Origin of the sequence: Cryobacterium sp. Y29, assembly GCF_002929825.1 — a bacterium.
In the GTDB taxonomy this organism is placed as follows: Bacteria; Actinomycetota; Actinomycetes; order Actinomycetales; family Microbacteriaceae; genus Cryobacterium.
The window spans coordinates 130,908-153,317 of record NZ_PJJN01000029.1; the positions used below are offsets into that span (position 1 = coordinate 130,908).

The 22,410-nt window shown below is 64.0% G+C and carries 20 protein-coding genes; 9 read left to right on the plus strand and 11 right to left on the minus strand.

What is annotated here, in order from left to right; genetic code table 11:
- Positions 1 to 2 precede the first annotated feature (2 nt).
- A complete protein-coding gene (locus CXY74_RS05655; protein ID WP_104199522.1) occupies positions 3 to 1,001 on the minus strand; it encodes a TAXI family TRAP transporter solute-binding subunit in 999 nt (332 codons plus the stop codon).
- A 422-nt stretch (positions 1,002 to 1,423) separates the two neighbouring features.
- Between CXY74_RS05655 and CXY74_RS05660 the strand changes: the two genes are divergently transcribed.
- The 4 genes from CXY74_RS05660 (at position 1,424) to CXY74_RS05675 (ending at position 4,801) form a co-directional block, all read left to right on the plus strand.
- Positions 1,424 to 2,326 (plus strand): NAD(P)-dependent oxidoreductase, encoded by a 903-nt coding sequence (locus CXY74_RS05660; RefSeq protein ID WP_104199523.1) that lies wholly within the window; start codon positions 1,424 to 1,426, stop codon positions 2,324 to 2,326.
- Positions 2,327 to 2,367: 41 nt separating this feature from the next.
- Entirely contained in the window at positions 2,368 to 3,153 is a 786-nt protein-coding gene (locus CXY74_RS05665; RefSeq protein ID WP_104199524.1) for an SDR family oxidoreductase, read from the plus strand.
- Positions 3,146 to 4,096: a dihydrodipicolinate synthase family protein gene (locus tag CXY74_RS05670; RefSeq protein WP_104199525.1), complete on the plus strand. Its 951-nt coding sequence runs from the start codon at positions 3,146 to 3,148 to the stop codon at positions 4,094 to 4,096. Before CXY74_RS05665 ends, CXY74_RS05670 begins: the two co-directional genes overlap by 8 nt.
- Positions 4,097 to 4,165: 69 nt before the next feature.
- Positions 4,166 to 4,801 carry a GntR family transcriptional regulator gene (locus CXY74_RS05675; protein ID WP_199183153.1) on the plus strand — a complete coding sequence of 212 codons (636 nt, stop codon included), beginning with the start codon at positions 4,166 to 4,168 and terminating at the stop codon, positions 4,799 to 4,801.
- A gap of 24 nt (positions 4,802 to 4,825) precedes the next feature.
- Here the strand turns inward: CXY74_RS05675 and CXY74_RS17675 are convergent, their stop codons facing one another.
- Positions 4,826 to 5,929: a substrate-binding domain-containing protein gene (locus tag CXY74_RS17675; RefSeq protein ID WP_199183154.1), complete on the minus strand. Its 1,104-nt coding sequence runs from the start codon at positions 5,927 to 5,929 to the stop codon at positions 4,826 to 4,828.
- Positions 5,926 to 7,113, minus strand: coding sequence for an L-2-hydroxyglutarate oxidase (lhgO, locus tag CXY74_RS05690; RefSeq protein WP_104199527.1), 1,188 nt, complete (start codon positions 7,111 to 7,113; stop codon positions 5,926 to 5,928). The genes CXY74_RS17675 and lhgO overlap by 4 nt, the downstream gene beginning before the upstream one ends.
- A 101-nt stretch (positions 7,114 to 7,214) precedes the next feature.
- On the opposite strand from lhgO, the gene CXY74_RS05695 reads away from it, so the two are divergent.
- Positions 7,215 to 8,021: a hydroxypyruvate isomerase family protein gene (locus tag CXY74_RS05695; RefSeq protein WP_104199528.1), complete on the plus strand. Its 807-nt coding sequence runs from the start codon at positions 7,215 to 7,217 to the stop codon at positions 8,019 to 8,021.
- Between the two features lie 25 nt (positions 8,022 to 8,046).
- Positions 8,047 to 8,781, plus strand: coding sequence for a fumarylacetoacetate hydrolase family protein (locus tag CXY74_RS05700; protein ID WP_104199529.1), 735 nt, complete (start codon positions 8,047 to 8,049; stop codon positions 8,779 to 8,781).
- Between the two features lie 5 nt (positions 8,782 to 8,786).
- Here CXY74_RS05700 and CXY74_RS05705 read toward each other — a convergent pair whose 3' ends face one another.
- The 6 genes from CXY74_RS05705 to CXY74_RS05730 form a co-directional block, all read right to left on the minus strand.
- Positions 8,787 to 9,485: a GntR family transcriptional regulator gene (locus CXY74_RS05705; RefSeq protein WP_104199530.1), complete on the minus strand. Its 699-nt coding sequence runs from the start codon at positions 9,483 to 9,485 to the stop codon at positions 8,787 to 8,789.
- 69 nt (positions 9,486 to 9,554) lie between these two features.
- Positions 9,555 to 10,226: a GntR family transcriptional regulator gene (locus CXY74_RS05710; RefSeq protein WP_233193229.1), complete on the minus strand. Its 672-nt coding sequence runs from the start codon at positions 10,224 to 10,226 to the stop codon at positions 9,555 to 9,557.
- A gap of 50 nt (positions 10,227 to 10,276) precedes the next feature.
- The gene (locus CXY74_RS05715) at positions 10,277 to 11,437 is read right to left on the minus strand and encodes an acyl-CoA dehydrogenase family protein (protein WP_104199532.1); all 1,161 of its coding nucleotides are present in this window, start codon (positions 11,435 to 11,437) and stop codon (positions 10,277 to 10,279) included.
- A complete protein-coding gene (locus tag CXY74_RS05720; RefSeq protein ID WP_104199533.1) occupies positions 11,430 to 12,641 on the minus strand; it encodes a CaiB/BaiF CoA-transferase family protein in 1,212 nt (403 codons plus the stop codon). Before CXY74_RS05720 ends, CXY74_RS05715 begins: the two co-directional genes overlap by 8 nt.
- Positions 12,638 to 13,237 carry a carboxymuconolactone decarboxylase family protein gene (locus CXY74_RS05725; protein WP_158252301.1) on the minus strand — a complete coding sequence of 200 codons (600 nt, stop codon included), beginning with the start codon at positions 13,235 to 13,237 and terminating at the stop codon, positions 12,638 to 12,640. The genes CXY74_RS05720 and CXY74_RS05725 overlap by 4 nt, the downstream gene beginning before the upstream one ends.
- A complete protein-coding gene (locus tag CXY74_RS05730) occupies positions 13,230 to 13,979 on the minus strand; it encodes an SDR family NAD(P)-dependent oxidoreductase (protein WP_199183155.1) in 750 nt (249 codons plus the stop codon). Before CXY74_RS05730 ends, CXY74_RS05725 begins: the two co-directional genes overlap by 8 nt.
- Positions 13,980 to 14,153: 174 nt before the next feature.
- On the opposite strand from CXY74_RS05730, the gene CXY74_RS05735 reads away from it, so the two are divergent.
- Positions 14,154 to 16,976 carry an FAD-binding and (Fe-S)-binding domain-containing protein gene (locus CXY74_RS05735; protein WP_104199535.1) on the plus strand — a complete coding sequence of 941 codons (2,823 nt, stop codon included), beginning with the start codon at positions 14,154 to 14,156 and terminating at the stop codon, positions 16,974 to 16,976.
- Between the two features lie 5 nt (positions 16,977 to 16,981).
- On the opposite strand, the gene CXY74_RS05740 is transcribed toward CXY74_RS05735, so the two are convergent.
- Positions 16,982 to 18,676 carry a dihydroxy-acid dehydratase gene (locus tag CXY74_RS05740; protein ID WP_104199536.1) on the minus strand — a complete coding sequence of 565 codons (1,695 nt, stop codon included), beginning with the start codon at positions 18,674 to 18,676 and terminating at the stop codon, positions 16,982 to 16,984.
- 156 nt (positions 18,677 to 18,832) lie between these two features.
- On the opposite strand from CXY74_RS05740, the gene putP reads away from it, so the two are divergent.
- Complete coding sequence (gene putP, locus CXY74_RS05745; protein ID WP_104199537.1) at positions 18,833 to 20,335, plus strand: sodium/proline symporter PutP; 1,503 nt, start codon at positions 18,833 to 18,835, stop codon at positions 20,333 to 20,335.
- 90 nt (positions 20,336 to 20,425) lie between these two features.
- On the opposite strand, the gene CXY74_RS05750 is transcribed toward putP, so the two are convergent.
- On the minus strand, positions 20,426 to 21,262 hold the full coding sequence (locus CXY74_RS05750; RefSeq protein ID WP_104199538.1) for an exodeoxyribonuclease III: 837 nt from the start codon (positions 21,260 to 21,262) through the stop codon (positions 20,426 to 20,428).
- 125 nt (positions 21,263 to 21,387) lie between these two features.
- Here CXY74_RS05750 and CXY74_RS05755 point away from each other — a divergent pair, with 125 nt between their 5' ends.
- A complete protein-coding gene (locus CXY74_RS05755; protein WP_104199539.1) occupies positions 21,388 to 22,389 on the plus strand; it encodes a TIGR03557 family F420-dependent LLM class oxidoreductase in 1,002 nt (333 codons plus the stop codon).
- The last annotated feature ends 21 nt before the right edge of the window (positions 22,390 to 22,410 follow it).

Genomic DNA, 22,410 nt, shown 5'->3' on the forward strand with positions numbered 1-22,410 from the left:
GCTTAGTTGGCCTGATCGAAGTACGTCTGGGCGCCGGCGCAGGTCGTGATGTACGGCACGTTTCCGGCCGTTGCTGCATCGAGTTCCTCGGCGGCCGGGTGCACCTGGATCAGGGCGTCCTTGTTATCGAAGATTGCGGCCGTGATCTGCTCCTGCAGGGTCTCGTCCATGGAGTTGCTGGCGACGAGCAGGTTCGGCGAGACGATCACCGAAACGGCTTCGGACTGACCTTCATAGGTGTTGGCGGCAATTTCCTGCTCTACGTAGTACTCACCGAATTCGGTCGCGAGCGCTTCGGCGTACTCTCCGAAGTTCACCAGCACCATGTCGCCGGTGCTGGCGTAGTCGACCAGCGCGCCGGTCGGAAGCCCACCGGACCAGAAGCCAGCGTCAATGGTGCCATCGCGCAGGGCGTCGGCTGTCTCGGCGGCGCCGAGCTGACGGCGATCGATGTCAGTCTCGACATTGATGCCGGCACTCTCGAGAATACGAACTGCTCCCACTTCGGTCGCCGACGAGGGGGACCCGACCGAGACCCGCATGCCCTTCATGTCCTCAACACTTTCGATGCCGGAACCGGCCGAGGTGACCAGCTGCATATAGTTGTTGTAGAGGTTTCCAAGAGAGCAGATGTCGACCGGGTTGTCGGCGAAGGAGCCGGCCCCCTCCACCGCGTCGGACACGACGTCGCCGACCACGAGCGCGAGGTCGGCCGCCTTCGTCTGGATCAGCAAGAGATTATCTACCGATGCGTTCGTCTCCTGAACGGTGGCGCTGTAGCCCTCGATGTCGTTGCTGATCATGGTGGCGATACCGCCCCCGAGTGGATAGTAGACCCCGCCGGTGCCGCCCGTGGCAATGGACAGGGCTGTTGAGCCGCCAGCCGCAGCGCCTCCGCCACCCTCGCTGCAGGCAGTCAGGAACAGTGCGGGTACAGCGAGGGCAGCAATGGCGATGCGCACGGTGCGGCGTTGTGCGGTCGAACGAGAGCGGATGGTCATGGGCGGTTTCCCTTGCAGATTGCGGTGTGTCGTGCGTGAGTTGCAGGATTCGACGTGGCTGTAGCCGAGTTCATGCGCTTAGCCCCCGAGAATGGGGTGCATCCCAGTGGGTGCTAGCTGCCGGCCGATGAATTACCGGGGCTGCCCGAAAAACCGGGTCAGGGCGAAGAACGGCGCCGACAGCGGGGATGGTGAAACGTCACACTGTGCTCCAAACTTCATTGGTTCGAGCGTCAGAAGCCGGGTTCAAAAAACAAACCGTTGGCTTGGGGAAGGTGAGTGTCCTTCCCTACATTTATACATTCCTTGTACCATCCGCGTCAACCAACCCGAATTATTGGCACGAATTGGCGCATTCTTGACACGATTGTATAAATTTCGTACAGTCAGGTCGTGCGGTCAATTCGACTGATAGGAAACCAATGAAGCTTGCCATTATCGGTTGCGGCGAGGTGGGGCGGCTCTATGCGGCGGCCGCTGCGTCGGCCTTCGACGTGATTATGTGCGATACCTTTCCTTCGCAGCCGGCCCGCGATTGCGCCCGAAGCCTCACCGTTGAGCTGAAGGAAGACATCGGTGAGTGGCTCAGCGAGATGGACCGGATCTGGGCGTGTGTGCCCGGCGAGGCAGCAGACGCGGCCACTGAGGCGGCTCTGCCGTTTTTGCGCCGAGATGCGGTTTATGTGGACCTGAGCACCGCCACCGCCGCGGGCAAGAAGGTGATGGGGGAGCGGATGTCCGCGCGCGGTGTTGCCTATGTCGACGCAGCCATCATGGGTGCTGTCGCGCTCACGGGGTTGCAGACCCCGATTCTGTTGTCCGGCCGCGAAGCGGAGGCCGCCGTGGCTGACTTCGCGAACATCACGGCCCGGGCGCGCGCCCTCAGTGACGGAGAACCCGGTGATGCCATGACGCTCAAGTTGCTGCGCACACTTCTCACCAAGGGGATCGAGGCTCTCGGCGTGGAATGCCTGATTGCGGCGGAGAGCCAGGGGGTGCGGGACGAGTTGTATCTCGTGCTCGACGACATCAACCAGGCCGGATTTACGCAATTTCTCAATGCCGTCGTGCGCACACACGTGGTGCACGCCGAGCGACGCTCGCACGAGGTGCAGCGCGCCGTGGCCCAGCTGACTCAGATCGGACTGCCCGGAACGGTGCTGGCTGGCACGTCTGCCCGCTATGAGCAGACCGTGCAAGCCCTGCGGGAGAGCCCGCCAGCTCCAGGCGCGGCAGATCACATTGATTCTGCCGTCGATTGGCTGCTGAAGACAACGCTGCAGACTCCGCTCCCGGCACCGCTGTCAGCTTTGCCCGCCAACTGAGCAGGACCCGCGGGTCACCACGCTTCATCGAAAGGATCGCCATGGACTTGGGAATCGGAACGAAAACCGCACTCGTGTTGGGTGCGGGCGGTGGCCTGGGAGGAGCCATCGCCCGAGTGCTGGCAGCCGAGGGAGCCGCCGTCGCTGTCGTGAGCAGAACCCTGGTCGGGGCCACTCTGACGTCGACCGAAATCGTCGAGGCGGGAGGCCGATCCGAGGCATTCGCCTGGGATCTCGCTGATCTCGCTGAAATGAACCGGCAGGTCGACCTGATCGAGGCGCGCCTGGGTTCGATCGACATCCTGATCAATGTCACTGGCGGACCCAAACCCACGCTCGTGTCCGGGCTCCCGGCCACGGAGTGGACCAGGTATTTCCAATCGATGGTGCTCCCGGTCATCGCCCTCACCGATCGGGTGCTTCCCGGAATGCGCGAACGCCAATGGGGTCGGATCATCACGAGCACAAGCTCGGGGGTGATCGCTCCGATTCCCAATCTGGGACTGTCGAATGCCCTGCGGTCGACCCTGGTCGGCTGGTCGAAGACGCTGGCGCGCGAGGTCGGCGGCGACGGCATCACCTCGAATATCGTGCTGCCTGGTCGCATTGCCACCCCACGCATCGCCTTTCTGGACGAGGCGAAAGCCAAGCGTGAGAATCGCCCGCTGTCAGACGTGTCGGCCGAAAGCGCTGCAGCCATTCCGCTCGGCCGGTACGGCAATCCGAGTGAGTACGGCCAAGCAGTGGCCTTCCTTGCAAGCACGGCGGCGTCGTACATCACCGGTTCCATTCTCCGGGTCGACGGGGGGCTGATCGCCAATGTCTGAGCTGTTCTCGCGATCGACGGCCGGTGTCTACGCCATCGCTCCGACCCCCTTTCTGGCCGACGGGGCGGTGGACTACGTCTCGCTCGACCGACTCATCGAGTTCTACAACGAGTCGGGAGTTGACGGGCTGACCGTGCTGGGCCAGCTTGGGGAGGCGCCGAAATTGTCGTCCGAAGAAGCGGTGCGCATTGCCACGCGTTTCGTGAAGCGCACCACCTTTCCTATTATTGTCGGCGCTTCGTCATCCGGGTTTGCGGGGATGCGCGCCCTGACTGCAGCGGTGATGGATGCCGGAGCGGCCGGAGTGATGATTGCCCCGCCTGTGTCGCTGCGCACCGACGATCAGGTTGTCGGTTACTACGCGGGGGCCAGTGCCGCCATCGGCAGCAAAACACCCTTCGTCATTCAGGATTACCCTCTCACCTTCTCGGTCGTAATGACGCCGCAGGTGATTCGGCGCATTGCCCTCGAGAATGACAACGCCCTTATGCTCAAGCACGAGGATTGGCCAGGGCTGGACAAGATCACGACCCTGCGGGAATACGAGGCTGACGGCAGTATGCCGCGGCTGTCGATCCTGTGCGGCAATGGTGGCCTCTTTCTGGACTTCGAAATCGAACGCGGCGCCGACGGCGCCATGACGGGATACTGCTTTCCGGAAATGCTCGTCGACACGGTCGCCCTGGCCGCCGCTGGGTCACGGGACGCGGCCCACGACCTCTTCGATGCCCACCTGCCGCTGATTCGCTATGAGCAGCAGCCCGGAATCGGGCTGGGAGTGCGCAAGTACGTCTTGCAGCGACGCGGTGTCCTTGCTTCGGCCACCCAACGGTCGCCGGCCGGCCGGATGACCGAGGCTACCAGGGCCGAGGTCGACTATCTGCTGGAACGTTTATCGCACCACGACTCGCGAGCCGCAGTACTGCGCAAGCAGCAACGCTAGGCTACAGCTGCTGCACAGGCAGACGTTCAACTGAGAGCAGGAACAGCAATGGCAGGTGCAGACGATAGCGTGTACGCCGTCGTGCGCAGTCGCATCGTATCCGGGGCCTACCCGCCGGGCTACCACCTGTTGGAGTCGGTGCTCACCGCCGAACTCGGGGTGAGCCGTTCTCCTGTGCGGGCGGCATTGCGCAGACTGACCGAGGAAAGTCTGGTGATCACGGAGCCTCACCGCGGCGCCTTTGTGGCTGAGCTAACCCGCTCGGACATCGACGAAGTCTTCGATCTGCGTCAAACCCTGGAACCCAAGGCTGCGGGGCTCGCGGCGTTGACCCGGTCGGATGATGAAGCTGACGCGCTGTTCGAATCCGTGCGGCTGATGGAGGCGATCATCGAGTCGCGTTCATCGCTCTATCGTGCGGAACTCCTGCTCAACAATCAGGAGTTCCACGATCTTATTCTGGCGGCGGCCAGGGCGCCCCGCCTGCTCCAGATCGTGAAGACGCTCACGGCTTCGTCATTGACGCTGGGCACTTTCCACTACTACTCCGACGCGGATATCGCCCGCAGCGTGATTTTTCATCGAGATCTCGCCGTTGCCATCCTCAAACAGCAGCCCGAGGTGGCGGCGGCCCTCATGGCCGCCCACCTCGGTATCGCCCATCACGCCTTCGTGGACCGTAGGTTCGGCGACTCACGCGGGTGAGGCACAAAAAGAGGTTCGTGGGTGTCAACGGCGGTGTTCTCCGTCGATGCGGCCGGTGACGCCCGTTGCCACGATGGTTCGGGTCGCGTCGACGGATCCGTAGGTCCAGAGGATACGCATCGGGTCGACCGCCGATGCGTTGCGAAAATGATGCGGAATATCGGCGGGAACAAACGTGGTGTCGAAGGTCGACAACGGTGTTTCCACGCCGTCGATGTTGACGATGGCGTCGCCCTGCACGACGACGACGCTCTCGATGCAGTTATGGGTGTGGTGACCGATGGCCGCGCCCGGTTCGAAGGTCGTGATGCCGTTGAGAAAGCTAACAGCGCCGATGGCCTTGGTCACGAGGGCTACCGTGGAGGCCCCGTTGCCGCGGTCGAGCGCTGGCAGCGCGGCCGGAACCAGAACGCGCGGAAGCACGACGCCCGGCATTGTCAGGCCGGAGTTCGTGTAGGCGATTCGGGCCAAGCCTCCGGTTAGAAAGGTCAGCAATTGCTGCGCTTCCGGCTCGTTGTAGGCCGCGGTTCCAAGAGCGACCGAGAATTCGCTGTAGAGCTGCACGGGTTCGGGCAGGGTTCCGACAACGTCGACCCCCGCGACAAACCGGAGTTCACTCACCTGCTGCACGGCGAGATCGGCGCGTTTGTCGACCAGTGCCACGCCAGTGAAGCCCTTCTCGAGCACGGTAGCGGTGGTATTGATCTGGTCGGCAATGCCCAGTTCCTCGAGCAGGCGACTGAAGTGGATGCCGCTCTGCCCCGCCCGTGAATAAGCGACCGATCGAGCGTTGAGCAGGGTCGTGACCAGCGCCTCGACGGTGCTTACGTCGGGGTGCGGGGAGCCGTGAAGAACGCCAAGGCCGATGCCGGAGCGCACAAGGGGGGTGATGGATGCCGACACTACGTGTCCAGCGGCGGCCAGGGAATCGATGGCACTCGTTGTAGCGATCACAACATCGGGCTGATACCCGGCGTTGATCCGGGCGACGAAAACGGTCGTCGGCTCGAATTCTGCCTCTACGACAACCCCGAACGCCGCCTCGAAGGACCGGAGAATACCGGAATCAAGGGCGGTGCGCACGGCCAGGGTGCTGGCCAGAATGATGGGTCGGGTTTCGATGATCATCGCAGGGCCGCCAGTTCGTCGGCGACGGCGCGGCCGATTTCCAGCCCCGCCGTCGCAGCGGGAGACGGGGCATTCAACACATGGATCTGCCGCGGGGCCCGTTCGAAGTAGAAATCATCGACGAGGCTGCCATCCCGGCGCATGGCTTGGGCGCGGACACCGGCATGTGTGGGGATGAGGCAGTCGTCGGCCAGGGTGGGAACGAGTTCACGCAGGCTGGCCAGGAATCGCTTCTGCGAGAGCGACCGCGCGACCTCATCGAGTCCGTTTCGCCAGAACTTTTTTCCCAGCTTCCACAGGCCAGGCCAACGGGCGCTCTCCCACGTGTCGCGGGGGTTGATCTGTAGCCAGGTATACCCTTCACGGGCCAGGGCGAAAACAGCATTGGGTCCGGCGTGCACGCCTCCCTTCACCATGCGGGTCAGGTGCACGCCGAGAAAGGGGAATGCCGGGTCGGGAACCGGATAGATGAGGCCATTGACCAGGTGGTTCGACTCCGGTGTCAGCTCAAAATACTCGCCGCGAAAGGGAATGATCTGAACGTCCGGCCGCAGGCCGGCCAGACGGGCGACCCGATCGCTGTGAAGCCCGGCGCAGTTGACGAATTCGTCGGCGCGAAACTCGGCCACCCTGGTGGTGACCGTAACCGCGTCGGGATGTGTCGTGACGCCGACGATCTTCTGGTCGAAGCGCACTTCGCCGCCAGCCTGCTCGATCAGCCTGCGCAAGGCGGCGCAGACACCGCGATAGTCCACTATGCCGGTCGAATCTACCTTCAGTGCCGCCACGGCGTTGACGTGCGGTTCCACCTCCCGCGCCTCTGACGCACTCACGATGCGGCAACTCACCCCGTTGGCCTGACCGCGCTCGTGTAGCCGCTCCAGTGCCGGCACCTGCGCGGCCGTTGTGGCGACGACGAGCTTTCCACAGATATCCACGGCCACTCCGTGATCCTTCGCGAAGCGCTCCATCGAGATTGCCCCGGCCTGGCCGAGCTTCGCCTTTAGGCTTCCCGGCGTGTAATAGAGGCCCGAGTGGATGACACCGGAATTATTTCCCGTCTGGTGTTTCGCCACGTCACGTTCCTTTTCCAGCACTGTGACACGATGACCGCGACGAGTCAGCTCATAGGCTGTGGAGAGTCCGACGATACCCGCTCCGGCGACAATGACGTGAGTCTTCATTGATCCATTCCCATCTGGTCCTGCCGCGTGCGCGGCAGGACTAAACTATAGTTTTCCTACCGGAACCATACTATAGTGCCGACGCCTACTATAGTGAGGGGATGCACCGAACCGGCCCCCAGCTGCGACTGGCCGCGAACCTCAAGTGGCTCTTCACCGAGCTCCCCTTTCGCGAGCGATTCGATGCGGCCGCTGCGGCTGGCTTCACCGCGGTGGAGTATGCCTCGCCCTATAGCTACGCGCCCGAAACGGTGCGCGGCTGGCTCGACCAGGCGGGGCTGCAGCAGATTCTCATCAATACGCCGACCGATCCGTTCGGGCTTGAGCGATTCGGGTTGGCGTGCCGGCCGGATCGGGTGGTCGAGTATCGCGACGGCATTCATCGGGCACTGGAATACGCCCATGCCCTCGACGCTTCATTCGTGCACGTGCTCGGCGGGCTCCGGCCGGTTGACGGAACGGGGTATGACCGGGCCTTCGCAACGTACACGGCGAACATCCGCTGGGCCGCCGAGCAAGCAGCGACGCTCGGGGTCACCATTTTGCTTGAGGCCCTGAACCGGCGTGATGCGCCGGGATACATTCTGAATTCGGTAGAACAGGCAGCCGACGTTGCCGTAGCGGTCGGTGGTTGCCGCGTCGGTGTATTGTTCGACGTCTACCATTGCCAGGTGGACCAGGGGGACATTACCCGGCGGCTCGAGACCCTGTTTCCAGTCATCCGGCACGTGCAGATCGCGGACGCTCCTTCTCGCACTGAGCCCGGCACCGGCGAGCTGAACTGGGCGCACATCTTTGCCGTGCTGCGCAGACTTGAATACAGCGGCTGGATCGGCTGTGAGTACGCGCCAATCGCGGGAACCCTTTCAGGATTGGAGTGGCGGGACCGCTTCGCTCTCAACCCCTGATCGGCCAACCTTTGAAAGGAACGCAATGTCTACTGCCTCCACGCCGCTTGCCCCACCGGCGATGCCCACCCCGCCCAGCCTGCCAATCGCGAACTCGAGCGAGCGATACCACCTGCGCCGGGTGTACTGCGTGGGGCGCAATTACGCCGATCACGCCCGGGAGATGGGCAACGACCCCGACCGGGAGCCGCCCTTCTTTTTCGCCAAACCGGCCGACGCCGTGTTTGCCGTTGACGAGGGTGTTTCGGAGTTCGCCATCGCACCCCATCAGGTGCCGTACCCCCCACAAACCGAGAACCTGCACTTTGAGATGGAACTCATCGTGGCGATCGGCGTTGCGGGGGCCAACATCGCGGTAGCGGATGCCCTCGACCACGTCTGGGGCTACGGCGCCGGGGTCGACCTCACGCGGCGTGACCTCCAGGACCAGGCCAAGGCGCTGCGACGTCCGTGGGAGCTGTCCAAGGGCTTCGATTTTTCGGCACCGTGCACCCCGCTGGTCGCGGCTGCCACAATCGGGCATCCGTCCGCCGCGCCCGTATGGTTGAGTGTGAACGGCCACACCCGGCAGCAGGGCGACCTCTTCGACCAGATCTGGACCGTTCCCGAGGTGATCTCGTCACTGTCCCACTCCGTCACTCTCCGGCCGGGGGACCTCATCTTGACCGGGACGCCCGCCGGCGTCGGGGCAATCGTGCCCGGCGACGAGGTTCGCGGCGGCATCGAGGGGGTCGGTGAGCTCCGCTTTCGCGTCGGCTGACCGGTTCAACGGCCCCCGGGCGGCGATTCGTCGGCATGGATGGCCTGGCGATCGCTCCGCGCGCGCAGCCGGGCGCTATCGATATGGTGGCGCATCTGATCCGCGGCGGCCTCTGGGGCCCTGGCGACGAAGGCGTCGTAGATCTGCCGGTGTTCCGCGGCGGCGAATCGGGCATCCGCTGAACCAAGTTTCACGAACAAACGAAAGCGTTGCACCTGCCCGCCGAGCGAGCGATAGGCCCCATCCAAAAAAGGGTTCGCCGACTGCTCAGCGATGAGGCGGTGAAACTCCTCATCGGCCGACCAGTAATCCCGAAATGAGCGGATGACCTGAGACTCGGACATGCGCAGCAGGTTATCAATCGGTACCACGAGTCTGGCGAGGAACTCGGGGGTCACGCGTCGGCCGGCCTCCAGCGCCAGCGCAGGCTCAAGCACCAGCCGGGCCTCCATGAGCTTGTCCAGTTCCACTTCACTGAACAGCGGTGCCACGAAGTAGCCCCGCAGCGCCTCACGGCGAACGAGCCCCGTGTGCTCGAGACGCGCGAGTGCCTCGCGAATCGGTGTCTGGCTCACGTCGAACTCACGTGCCAACGTGGGGATGTTGAGGGCAGCCCCCGGGCTGAAGGTGCCGTTCATCAGCTGCCCGAGCAGTAGATCGTAGACCGTGTCGGCGTGCGTCTTGCGTGGGTCATCCTTCGCCATAGTAATTGCCTCCCAGCTATAGTATCCCACTGCCGGGTGGCGGATTCGATCAGGCAGGCGCGTCGAGGGTCACGGGAGCAGCGCCTTGAGGGCGTTCGTGGCATGCCGCCGGTGGTCGTCCAGCAACCCGATCAGGCGATCGGTCTCACCGGCGGCAAATGCCTCCACCATCTGGGCGTGCTCCTGCTCCACGCGCTGTCGGTTACTAGGGGTTTCGTAGTACAGCAGTCGGTACGCTTCGGTGGAATCCCAGAGCGCGCCGACGATACGCTCCAGCCGTGGCAGTCCGGCGGCAGCTACCAGCACGAAGTGAAACCGTCGGTTGGCCTCGGTCATGGCCAGCAGATCGCCGCCATTGCTGGCGCGCTCGACTGCGCGGGCAGCCTCGCGAAATTCGTTCAGCACTTCGCTCCGAGGATTGGCCATCGCCGTACGCACGGCTTCGGTCTCGAGCAGCTGCCGAATTCGGTAGACCTCCAATAGGTCGGCCAGGGACAACCGCGCTACCCGATAGCCGCGGTGCGGCTCGTGAACGACCCGACCCTCGGATTCCAGGGTGTTCAGCGCCTCCCGCACGGGTACCCGGCTCACTCCAAGCCGTTCGGCGAGCGTGTCCTGGCGCAATGGCTGGCCGGGAACCAGGTCGCCGACTACAATCAACCGGCGCAACTCCTTGAGCACAAATTCGGGTGCCGTCGATGGTCGGGTGCCGGTCGCCGAGGAGGAAGTTAGTCGCGTCACGATCATGACTCTAACTCACCCGGTTGTGCCGTCTCGTTCGTGATGTCTGCTCAGCGAAAAGCCGCGATACCGGTGATGTACTGCCCGAGGATGAGGGTGTGCACCTCGTCGGTGCCCTCATAGGTACGTACGCTTTCCAGGTTGTTCGCGTGGCGCATCGGTGAATAGTCCAGAGTGATGCCGTTCCCCCCGAGCATGGCCCGCGCTTCCCGGCAAATTTCGATGGCTTCCCGGCAGTTGTTCAACTTGCCCACCGATATTTGATGCGTTGACAGCGTGCCGAGGTCTTTGAGGCGGCCGATCTGCAGGGCGAGCAGGGTCCCCTTGTTGATTTCGAGAGCCATGTTGACGAGCTTCTGCTGGGTCAGTTGGTAGCCAGCAAGAGGCTTACCGAATTGCATCCGCTCCCGCGAAAAGTCGAGTGCGGTGAGATAGCTGTCCCGGGCAGCGCCCATAGCGCCCCAGATGATGCCGTAACGCGCTTCATTGAGGCACTCGAACGGCCCACGAAGGCCGCGGGCTTTCGGCAGCATCGCCGACTCCGGCAGCCGCAGGTCAGTGAGCGCGATTTCACACTGGATGGACGCCCGCATCGACAGCTTCGGCTCGATGGGGGTCGCAATGAAACCGGGAGTGTCGGTCGGCACGACAAAACCACGGATGCCGTCTCCGGTCATCGCCCAAATGATGGCTACCTGCGCGACCGAGGCCAGCCCGATCCATCGTTTCGTGCCGTTGAGTACCCAGTCGGAGCCATCGCGATGAGCGAAGGTTGTCATGCTGCCCGGGTCGGAGCCGGCCGTTGGCTCGGTCAAACCGAAGCAGCCGATCAGTTCGCCGGTTGCCATGCGCGGCAGCCACTCGGTCTTCTGTTCCTCTGAGCCGTGCTTGTGGATCGCACTCATCGCGAGGGAGCCCTGCACGCTGACGAAGGTGCGCAGCCCGGAATCGCCCGCCTCCAGCTCCATGGCCGCCAGGCCGTACTCGACTGAGGTGCGTCCCGGACAGCCGTATCCCGACAGGTGCATACCCAAAAGCCCCATCTTGGCCATTTCCGGCACGATCTCCAGCGGAAAAACCGCCTTCTCATACCAACCAGCGATATGGGGCTTGATCGACGAGTCGACGAAGGAACGAACCTCGTCGCGCAGGGCGATTTCGGTGTCGGTGAGGAGTGATTCGATGCCGATGAGATCTGAGGTGTCAAGCATGGGAATTCCTTCTGGTCGTGTGCAGTGCGGGGATGGTGGTGGCTTCGAGCGGGGGTGTCGGGGCCGCGAAGGTGGCGCCGGCGTGTTCACCAAGCAACGGTGGTGGGCGCAGATATCGCACAGGGGTGTGCGAGAGCCGGATTGGGTTCGCGATCTGTCGACTGGTCCTCGACCCGTCCGTCACATTCACGACCGGATCGAGGCCGAGCATGGTGGCCAGCTCGAGCGCCTCCGCGATGGAGTTCACTTTGCCGGCCGGCACCCCCTCGAGCAGTAGCGTGGCGGACCATTCGGCGGCAGATCGGTGCTGCAAGCTGGCTTCCAGCAGTTCCTTGAGCTGCACCCGGTTCGCCAGGCGATCGGCGTTGCAGCTGAACCGCTCGTCGTCGGCGAGCTCCGGCCGTCCGAGTACGCGAACCAGGTTGGCGAACTGCCGATCGGTGCCGACGGCCACGGCGATCGGGCCGTCCTCAGTGCGAAAGGTCTCATAGGGCGCAATGCTTGGGTGGGCATTTCCCATCCGGCGCGGAGCTGTGCCGGTGGCGAGCGTGCTCGAGGTCTGGTTGACCATGCCCGCGAGTAGGGACGAGAGCAGGTTTACCTCGACGCGTTGCCCAGCGCCGGTGCTGTCGCGTACCCGCAGGGCGGCCAGGATACCGACCACGGCATTCTGGCCGGTGATCACATCGACCAGGGCGACGCCTACCTTGCTGGGCTCGGAATCCGGGGATCCGGTAACACTCATGAGGCCGCCGACAGCCTGCACGAGCAGGTCGTAGCCGGGAAGGTGAGCGCCGGCATCCGTTCCAAAGCCGGTGATGGAACAATAGACGAGGTGCGGTCGCTCGGCTCGCAGGGCGGCATGATCGAGCCCGTAGCGCTCCATGACTCCCGGGCGAAAGTTCTCGATCACCACGTCGGCGGCGAGGGCAATGTTGCGGGCTTCGGCCAGCCCCAACGCGGTGCGCAGGTCGCAGACCACTGACCGTTTGTTGCGGTTGACACTCGAAAAGTAGGAGCCCATGCCGTTGTCATCGACGGGCGGAACCCAGGCCCTGGTGTCATCTCCCGCCGGGTGCTCGATCTTGATGACGTCGGCTCCGAAATCGGCGAGCATCATCGAGGCAAACGGTCCAGCCAGCACTCGAGAGAAATCGGCGACCTTGATGCCGGCCAGCGGCGAGGCCCCTTCACCGAGGCTCACGAGGTGGCTTCGCGCGCGCCAGACGGAGCGGGAATCTCGAAGGCGATCAGCAGGCCCGCCAATAGCTGGTAATACCCGACCAGCATCGTGATCTCGACGAGGCCCTCATGGCCGTGCTGCCGTTGCGCGCGTGCGTGGGTGGCCGAATCCACGGCCCGGTCACGTACCAGCGCCACGACGAAAGCGAGAGCGGATCTTTCTCCCTCGGTGGCCGTGTCGGGCGCTATCCCCCGGGCGAGCGCCTGCAGTTCGCTCGGTGTGATGCCGATTGTCGCCGCCACCCGGCTATGGGCGTACCACTCGTAGTCACAGCCGTACTCGGCGGCGATCAGACACACCACCAGTTCCCTCGTGCGGGGGTCGAGCGTGCCTGCGAAGCGCAGCGCGGTACCGAGGGCTGACACCGCCCGGCCGACGGTCGGGGAATATAGCAGCGCGTTGAACGGCCCCGCCAGCAGCCCAGCGCTGTCGACGACGAGAAAGGGGCCGTCGCCGCGCGGGGGAGCGATGATGTCGTTGTAGAGCAGGCGTTGGGCCGGGTTTTGCCCGGTCGGAGGGAGGAGGGGGAGCCGCCCGCCCTGCGCGTGTTCAGACAAGGGTTCGGCCGCCGTCGACGAGCAGCACGTGACCGGTGACGAAGGCCGCCCGGCGTGATGCCAGGAAGAGCACTGATCCGGTGAGGTCATCGACCGTACCCAGCCGGCCAGCTGGCACGAGCTCGGTGTAATAGTCCCGAATTCCCGGCAGGTCCAGGTGCGCGCGGGTCAGCTCGGTCTCGACGTAGCCCGGCGCTATGGCATTGACCGTGACACCTGAAGCGGCCCATTCACGCGCCATGACCCGCAAGAGCTGGTTAAGGCCGCCCTTGCTGGCCGCGTACGGCGCATGGTCGGCGTGGGCGAGGGTGCTCGAGACCGAGGAGCAATACACCTGACGCCCGTAGCCCGCGTCGATCATGATTCGGCCAGCCGCCTTACCGAGACGAAAAGCGGTCGAGAGATTGACGTCGAGGATGCGCTGCCAATCGTCGTCGTGCAGGTCGAGCAGGGGTACCCGATGGTTGATGCCGACGGCGTGTACGAGCACATCCAACCCGCCGAGTTTCTGCACCACCGCGGCGACCGCACCCTCGCACCCGGCCGTGGTTGTCAGATCTGCCTGCACGGTGATAATTCTCGGATCAAGCTCGGCGAGCCGCTCGGGGCTGAGATCGACAACGACAACCTGGGCGCCGACCTCCAGGAAGGCGAGAGCGCAGGCGGTGCCGATTCCGCCGGCACCAGCCACGAGAACGCGCTGGGCGTCCAGCCCGAGCCAATCATTCGTGGCGCCGGTCATCGGGTACGCCGGTAGTGGCGGACGGCCGGAGTGGGCGAATTGGTCGGCTGGATTGCATCGTTGCACAGACTCATTTGGATACTGTATCCAATTTGACGCCGGAGTCAAAGAGCTTGCCACACTACATTTTTGGCGTGCATTGTGCTCGATACACCGCCGGTAGCATTGCTACCCATGCACACCGTCGTCGCACATCCGCAATCTTTGGCCACCGCTCTGCGTTCCCGGGGGGTCAGGCATGTGCGCGATGACGACACCACGAGATTCGCCTATTCCTCGGACGCGTCGCTCTATCGCGTCGTTCCGTCGGCCGTCGTGCTGCCGCGGGATGCGGACGAGGTGGCCACGACCCTGGAACTCTGCCGAGACCGTGGCATTCCGATCACGTCGCGCGGCGCCGGCACGTCGGTGGCCGGAAACGCTATCGGTAGCGGGGTCATCCTTGATTTCAGTCGATATCTAAATCAGGTGGTGTCGATTGATGCCGAGGCCCGCAGTGCGGTGGTGCAACCTGGAACGGTGCACGCCACCCTGCAGAAGGCGGCCCTGGCACTCGGGTTGCGCTTTGGCCCTGACCCGTCGACGCACACCCGCTGCACCATTGGCGGCATGATCGGAAACAATGCCTGCGGTTCGCGTACCCTGGCCTACGGCCGAACCGCAGACAACGTTACCCATCTCGACGTGCTGACCGGAACCGGTGAACGACTCTTCCTCGGCCCGGGCGGCACCCCGGCCTCGCTTCAAACCGACGCGCTACGCCAGCTCGTGCGCGGTGAGCTCGGCACCATTCGCACTGAACTGGGTCGATTCGGTCGCCAAGTCTCTGGTTACGCCCTCGAACACTTGCTTCCCGAACGGGACTTCGACCTGCGGCGTGCGCTGGTCGGTAGTGAGGGCAGCCTCGCAATCGTGCTGGAGGCAGGCGTCAGCCTGGTCGCTGACGCGGCTTACAAGCAAATGGTCGTGCTCGGCTTCCCCGACATCGGTTCGGCCGGCGACGCGGTCATGGCCGTGCTTCCACTGCAGCCCACGGCCTGTGAAGGGCTCGACTCGCGCATCGTCGACGTCGTGCGCACCCGAAAAGGGCCCGGCGCCGTGCCCGAGCTGCCGGCCGGCACCGCCTGGCTGTTCATCGAGGTGTCGGGCGATGACCTGCAGGAGGTCACCGACCGCGTCCTGCGCGTGAGCCAGATCGGTGCGGCCATCGATTCGAAAGTGATCACCGACCCGCGCCAGGCCGCCCAACTGTGGAAGATCAGGGAAGACGGTGCCGGACTCGCCGGCCGGTCGCCGGTCGGGGCCCCGGCCCACTCCGGCTGGGAGGACGCTGCCGTGCCGCCGGAGCGGCTGGGCGCCTATCTGCGTGACTTCGACGACCTCCTCAGCGGGCACGACCTGGTCGGTTTTCCCTACGGGCACTTTGGCGACGGCTGCGTGCACGTGCGTCTTGACATTCCCTTCGGCCGCGCCGACGGACCGGCCCGATTCCGGGCGTTCATGACCGCTGCGGCCAGGCTGGTGACGAGCTACGGGGGGTCACTCTCCGGCGAGCACGGTGACGGCCGGGCCCGAAGCGAGTTACTGCCGATCATGTATTCCGCGAACGCGCTCGCCCTGTTCGGCTCGGTGAAAGCAATCATGGATCCGGACAATGTACTGAACCCGGGCATCATCGTTGATCCGCGCCCACTGGATGCGGACATCCGCTCGGCGCAGGTGTCGTCGTTACACGCCGGGCTGGCACTGTCCTATTCCGCAGACGGGGGCGACTTTAGCCAGGCCGTGCATCGGTGTACCGGGGTAGGCCTCTGCCGAGCCGAGAACACAGGCGACAGTGTGATGTGCCCCTCCTATCTGGCCACTCGGGAGGAGAAGGACTCCACCCGGGGCCGGGCGCGGGTGCTGCAGGAGATGATCAATCAGGGCGGTACGAACTGGCGTTCCCCGGAGGTGCACGACGCACTCGATCTGTGTTTGTCGTGTAAGGGCTGCGCTTCGGATTGTCCGACCGGTGTGGACATGGCGGCCTATAAAGCTGAGGTGCTGCACCAGAGCTATCGGGGTCGCCTGCGCCCGATCACCCACTATTCGCTCGGCTGGCTGCCTCGCTGGGCGCGGTTGGCCGCCGTCGCCCCGAAACTACTCAATCGGCTCGTGCGACTTCCCTTGCTGAGCAAGCTCGCGCTTCGGCTGGCAGGCATCGACCACCGTCGCTCGATTCCCGAATTCGCCGAACAGACCTTCACCGACTGGTTTCACGCCCGCGAGCCTCGCGGGAGCGTCGAAAATGAGCGTCCGGTGCTGCTCTGGGCTGACTCGTTCACGAACTATTTCACTCCCGAGGTGGGTCGTGCCGCGGTGCGGGTGCTCGAAGCCGCCGGGTGCACGGTGCAGATTCCCGAGGCGCCGCTGTGCTGCGGCCTCACCTGGATCTCAACCGGTCAGCTCGCTGCCGCCCGCACCATCCTGGGCAAAACGGTCGGCCAGCTTTCTGCTGCCGCTGCCAACAAAATCCCGATCGTCGGGCTGGAGCCCTCCTGCACCGGGGTTCTCCGCTCTGATGCCCTCGAACTGCTCGGGCATGAGGTGGCGCAGCCCGTGGCGGAGGCCACCCACACGCTCGCCGAATTTCTGACGACGCTTCCCGACTACCTACCGCCGGTCTTGGCGGGGACTACGGTCGTGGCCCAGCCGCACTGCCATCACCACGCCGTGATGGGGTGGAGCCCCGACGCCGCGCTGGTGCAGGGGGCCGGCGCCGAACTGTCCCAACTGGGCGGATGCTGCGGCCTGGCCGGCAATTTCGGCGTCGAACGCGGCCACTACGACGTGTCGATCGCCGTGGCCGAGCAGCAACTACTCCCGGCGGTGCGCGACGCCGCGGCCGACACGGTGATACTGGCCGATGGATTCTCCTGCCGCACCCAGCTGCAGGATCTCAGTGACCGCCGGGGCATCCACCTGGCACAGCTGCTCGACCCTGGAGTTGGGTAAGCCCGTCAGCGCAGAAAATCGAGATCCGCACCCGCCGGAGCCTGCATCACCGTCGACGCGTGCAGTCGGCTCCAGCCTCGAGCAGGCAGCGCCGGCAACTTCAGTTCGGCACGCCGGCGCATAAGTTCCTGGTCATCGACGAGCAGGTCAACGGTGCGCCCTGGCACGTCGAGCCGGATGCGGTCGCCGTCGCGAACGAGGGCGAGCGGCCCTCCGATCGCGGCTTCCGGAGCACAGTGCAGCACGATCGTTCCATAGGCGGTGCCACTCATCCGCCCATCCGAGATGCGCACCATGTCGCGAACGCCCTGCCGTGCCAGATAGCGGGGGATGGGGATGGACCCGGCCTCTGGCATGCCCGCTCCCACCGGGCCGATGTTGCGCATGACCAGAACGTGATCCGGGGTCAGCCCGAGACTCTCATCATTTAGCCGCGCGTCGACATCATCAAGGGAGTCGAAGACGGCGGCGATCCCCTCGTGTACGAGCAGATGAGGGGATGCGGCGGCCACCTTGATCACGGCGCCATCCGGCGCGAGCGACCCGGTCAACGTCACCAGTGCGCCCGTCGGTCCGAGCGGATCATCGAGCGCATGCACGGTGCTCTGCCAGGCTTGCGGGGCTTTGGCGCCATCGAGGACCTCTCCCAGAGTTTGGCCGGTGATGGTGAGCACGTCCAGGTCGAGCAGCGGGGAGAGGGTTTTGAGCAGGGCTGGTACTCCGCCGTCCCGATGCATGTCCGGCAGGTAATTTTGACCGGCGGGTTTGCAGTCGACCAGCAACGGCGTGCGTGCCGCGATCTCGTGAAAATCGTTGAGGTTCAGCTCAATTCCGAGGCGGCGGGCAATCGCGGTCAGGTGAATAATCGCGTTCGTTGAGCCGGAGACCGCCGCGAGCACCGTCACCGCATTGCGAAATGCCCCCTCGGTCATAATTTGAGACGGTCGGCGGTCGGCGGCAGCGATCTCGACGGCCCGGCGCCCGGTTTGCACCCCAAGGCGCAGCCGATGGGCCGACACTGCCGGCGCGGTGCCGGCGAAGGGAAGTGACATTCCCATCGCTTCAACGACGCAGGCCATGGTCGAGGCCGTCCCCATCACCATGCAGGTGCCGGCGGTCGGCGCGAGCTCCTGGTTGATCTCACCGATGGTGGCCTCGTCGATGGTGCCGGCGCGAAACTCCGACCACAGTCGTCGACAATCGGTACAGGCGCCGAGGCGCTCGCCCCGGTAACTTCCAACGGACATCGGGCCGACGACGAGCGAAATCGCCGGGATATCGGCCGATGCCGCGGCCATGAGTTCGGCCGGCACGGTTTTGTCGCATCCGCCCAGCAGAACGACCGAATCCATCGGCTGGCTGCCGAGCTGTTCTTCGAGTTCCATGGCCATGAGATTACGAAAAAGCATGCTCGTGGGCGTGGTCAGAATTTCACCGATCGACATGACCGGAAAGACGAAGGGAAGGCCACCCGCCTCCAGTACACCGCGTTTCACACTCTCGATGAGCTGTGGCATCTCGCGGTGGCAGGTCGTGAAATCGGAGGAAGTGTTGACGATCCCCACGACCGGTCGCTCGAGGTCGTCAGTGTCCAAACCCGCCGAAGAGAGAAAGGCGCGTCGAATGAATTTGCTGAACCCTGGATCGGCATAATTGGTCAATTTACGGTCAACACCGACCGCTCTGTCATTTGTGTGCATGGAAAATTATGCTCGCACAGTTTGGCCGTGCATCGCAGGTAAATGGAGATCGTCTGGCCAAAAATACCGGTATATCTGCAAGACTGGAGTTTTTACCTTGCCCGTACTCCGGGCATTCACGTCCTGTAAGTCGGGCATCCCAACAAAGGAATCCCATTGACGGATCAAACATTTCAGATAATCGCGATCGTTCTCTATCTCGCTGGCATGGTGGCCATCGGGTATTTCGCCTTTCGGCAGACCAAAGATCTTGACGACTATATGCTCGCTGGCCGAGGCCTCAAACCCGGTACCGCTGCGCTGAGTGCCGGCGCTTCCGATATGTCCGGCTGGCTGCTGCTCGGACTTCCCGGAGCCATCTACGTGTCCGGCCTCGTCGAGGCCTGGATCGCGATCGGCCTCACCATCGGTGCCTGGCTGAACTGGAAGTTCGTGGCCCCGCGGTTGCGTTCATACACCTTCGTGTCAAAGAACTCGATCACCATTCCGAGCTTCTTCGAGAACCGGCTGAAAGACACGTCGCGCCTGCTACGCGTTGTCTCCGGCGTGATCATCCTGGTGTTCTTCACGTTCTATGTCTCCTCCGGCATGGTTGCCGGCGGTGTTTTCTTCGAGGAGTCCTTCGGCTCCACGTTCGTCACCGGCATGCTGATCGTTGCCGGCGTCACCCTGCTCTACACGCTGTTCGGCGGCTTCCTCGGAGCGACGCTCACCGACGTCGCCCAGGGCGTCCTCATGCTCATCGCGCTGATCGCGGTTCCGCTGGTGGCGCTCAACGCCACTGGCGGCATCACCGCCACCCTCGACTCCATCCGCGAAGTTGACCCGAACCTGCTCTCCCTCACCGCTGGTGGGTCCGTGCTGGGCGTTATCTCGGCTGCCGCCTGGGGCCTCGGCTACGTCGGCCAGCCGCACATCATCGTGCGTTTCATGGCCATGCGCACCCCGCAGGACGCCAAGGCCGGTCGCCGCATCGGCATCGGCTGGATGATTCTCACCGCCCTCGGTGCTGTTGCGACCGCCCTGATCGGGAAAGCGTACTTCGTGCAGAACCCCGACCTGGATCTCGCAAACCCGGAGACTGTCTTCCTGCTGCTGTCGCAGACGCTGTTCCACCCGTTCATCGCCGGTCTCGTGCTGGCTGCGGTGCTGGCCGCCATCATGAGCACTATCTCCTCACAGCTCATCGTCTCGTCGTCGGCGCTCGTGGAAGACCTCTACAAGATTGTGGGAAAGGATGCCGCGCCCAAGCAGCTGGTCATGCTCGGACGCGTCGGCGTGCTGCTCGTCGCCGTCATTGCCGGACTGATCGCGCTGCAGCAGAACTCGACCATTCTCGCTTTGGTCGGCTTTGCTTGGGCTGGCTTCGGTGCCGCCTTCGGCCCCGTGGTCATCCTCTCGCTGTACTGGAAGAAGTTGTCCACTTGGGGCGCCCTGGCCTCCATGGTCACCGGTGCCGTCGTCGTCTTCGTCTGGAAAAGCGTTGGCTTGGGCAGCGTCATGTACGAGATCGTGCCCGGATTTGCGGCCAGTATGATCGTGGCCGTCGTGGTCTCTTTCGCAACATACAAGCCGAACGCCGAGATCGATGCCGAATTCGACCTTGCTGCTGGGCAGGCACACCCGAAGTACAAGGCTCCCGAGAAGGTCGCGGTCTAACCACCGGCACCTCGCACTGTACTTTTTACTGCGACGACAGCTGCCCCCGGCCGAAAAGCCGGGGGCAGCTGTCGTTAACGCATCTTTTTGCTAGAAGATCATCGGGCGATCGTCGTCATCGCCGCCCAGGTCGAGGTCGACGAGCACCGGCACGTGGTCGCTCGGGGCGTCGCCCTTGCGTTCGTTGCGGTGGATGCTGGCATCCGTCACGAGGTCGGCAAAGGCTGGCGAGCCGAGGATGAAGTCGATGCGCATGCCCTCGTTGCGCGGAAACCGTAGCTGCTTGTAGTCCCAGAAGGTGAAGCCCTCCGGCACGATCGGCCGCACGACATCGGCCAGGCCGGCCTGCTCGAAGGCGTCGAAAGCCTCGCGCTCAAGCGGCGAAACGTGAGTAGAAATGCCGGGTACGAAGCTCGGGTCGCCCATATCTTCGTCGCGCGGGGCGACGTTCCAGTCGCCCATCATGGCCAGCGCGAGCGCGGGATGGGCCTCGAGTTCCGCGGCCGCGTGGGCCTCGAGGGCCTTCAGCCAGGCCAGCTTGTAGTCGTAGTGCGGGTCGCCGAGCGCGCGCCCGTTCGGCACGTACAGGCTCCACAGGCGCAGGTCGTTCACGGTCACGCCGAGCGCGCGCGCCTCCAGCGGCTGATTTGGACCGACCGCACCTTTTTGGAAGCCGGGCATATTCGGAAAAGCGGTGACGACATCCGTCATCGGTTCGCGGCTGGCAAACGCCACGCCATTCCACTGGCTCAGACCGTGAATGGCGAGGTCGTAGCCGGCGTCTTCGAACACCTGGAACGGAAACTGTTCGGGCTTGCACTTGATCTCCTGCATGGCGAGAACGTCGATGTCCTCGCGTTCCAGCCAGTCGACGATACGCCCGGAACGAGCACGAACGGAGTTGACGTTCCAGGTGGCAATGCGCATGCTTCCAGCCTATAAGGCGCCGAGCGGATGCCGCCCCCGCGGTATCGAATGCACTTCTCCTCAGGGTGCGATTGAATAGGGTGCGATTGAATGGGTAGAAAATCTTGAGGCGCAGGAAGGGCACAATGACGCAGTTGCAGATTGGCTACGCGGCCATGTTGGAGCAGTTCGCACCGGCTGAGGCGGTCGCGCTCTCGGCGTACGCCGAGGAGCATGGTTTCACCGGTGTCATGGCGGCCGATCACTTTCAACCGTGGGTACCGGCCCAGGGCCAGTCGAGTTTCGTCTGGAGCGTACTCGCCGCCATCGCCGAGCGCACCAAGGGCGACTTCGGTCCCGGCGTGACCGCCCCGACTTTTCGCTGGCACCCGGCGATGGTTGCCCAGGCCTCCGCGACCCTCGCCTCGATGTATCCCGGCCGGCACTGGCTCGGTCTCGGCAGCGGCGAGGCCCTGAACGAGCACATCGTTGGTGGATACTGGCCGGAAGCGCCCGAGCGCATCAACCGCATGTTCGAGGCAATCGAAATCATCTCGAAGCTGTTCGCCGGGTCGATCGCGGGCAAGGATGTCAAGCACTCCGGCCAGTTCTTCAAGCTCGAGTCGACTCGGCTGTGGACCATGCCCGAGGTGGCCCCCGAGATTTTGGTCGCCACCGCCGGCCCGGTCACCGCCAAGCGTGCCGGTAGGCTCGCCGACGGCCTCATCACGGTCGGTGCCCCACTGGAGAAGATCTCGATGCTGTTCGGCAAGTTCGACGACGGTGCCCGCGAAGCCGGCAAGGACCCCTCGATCATGCCCAAGGTGCTGCAGCTCCACATGAGCTGGGCCGAGACCGACGAAGAGGCCATGGCCAGCGCCCTGCACGAGTGGCCGAACGGTGGCATGAAGTTTCCCAAGGGCGACATCCGTTCGCCGTTCGAGTTCGAGCAGATGGCCAAGCTGGTACGCCCGGAAGACTTCGAGGGTCGCATGATCATCTCGGCCGATCCCGACGAGCACCGCAAGTACATCCAAAAGTTCGTCGACCTCGGCTTTGATCGCATCTACCTGCACAACGTGGGCCGCAACCAGAAGCAGTGGATCGACGTCTTTGGGGCATCCGTTCTGCCGAAGCTCGTTCGATAGATGGCGCACGATTCGCAGCCC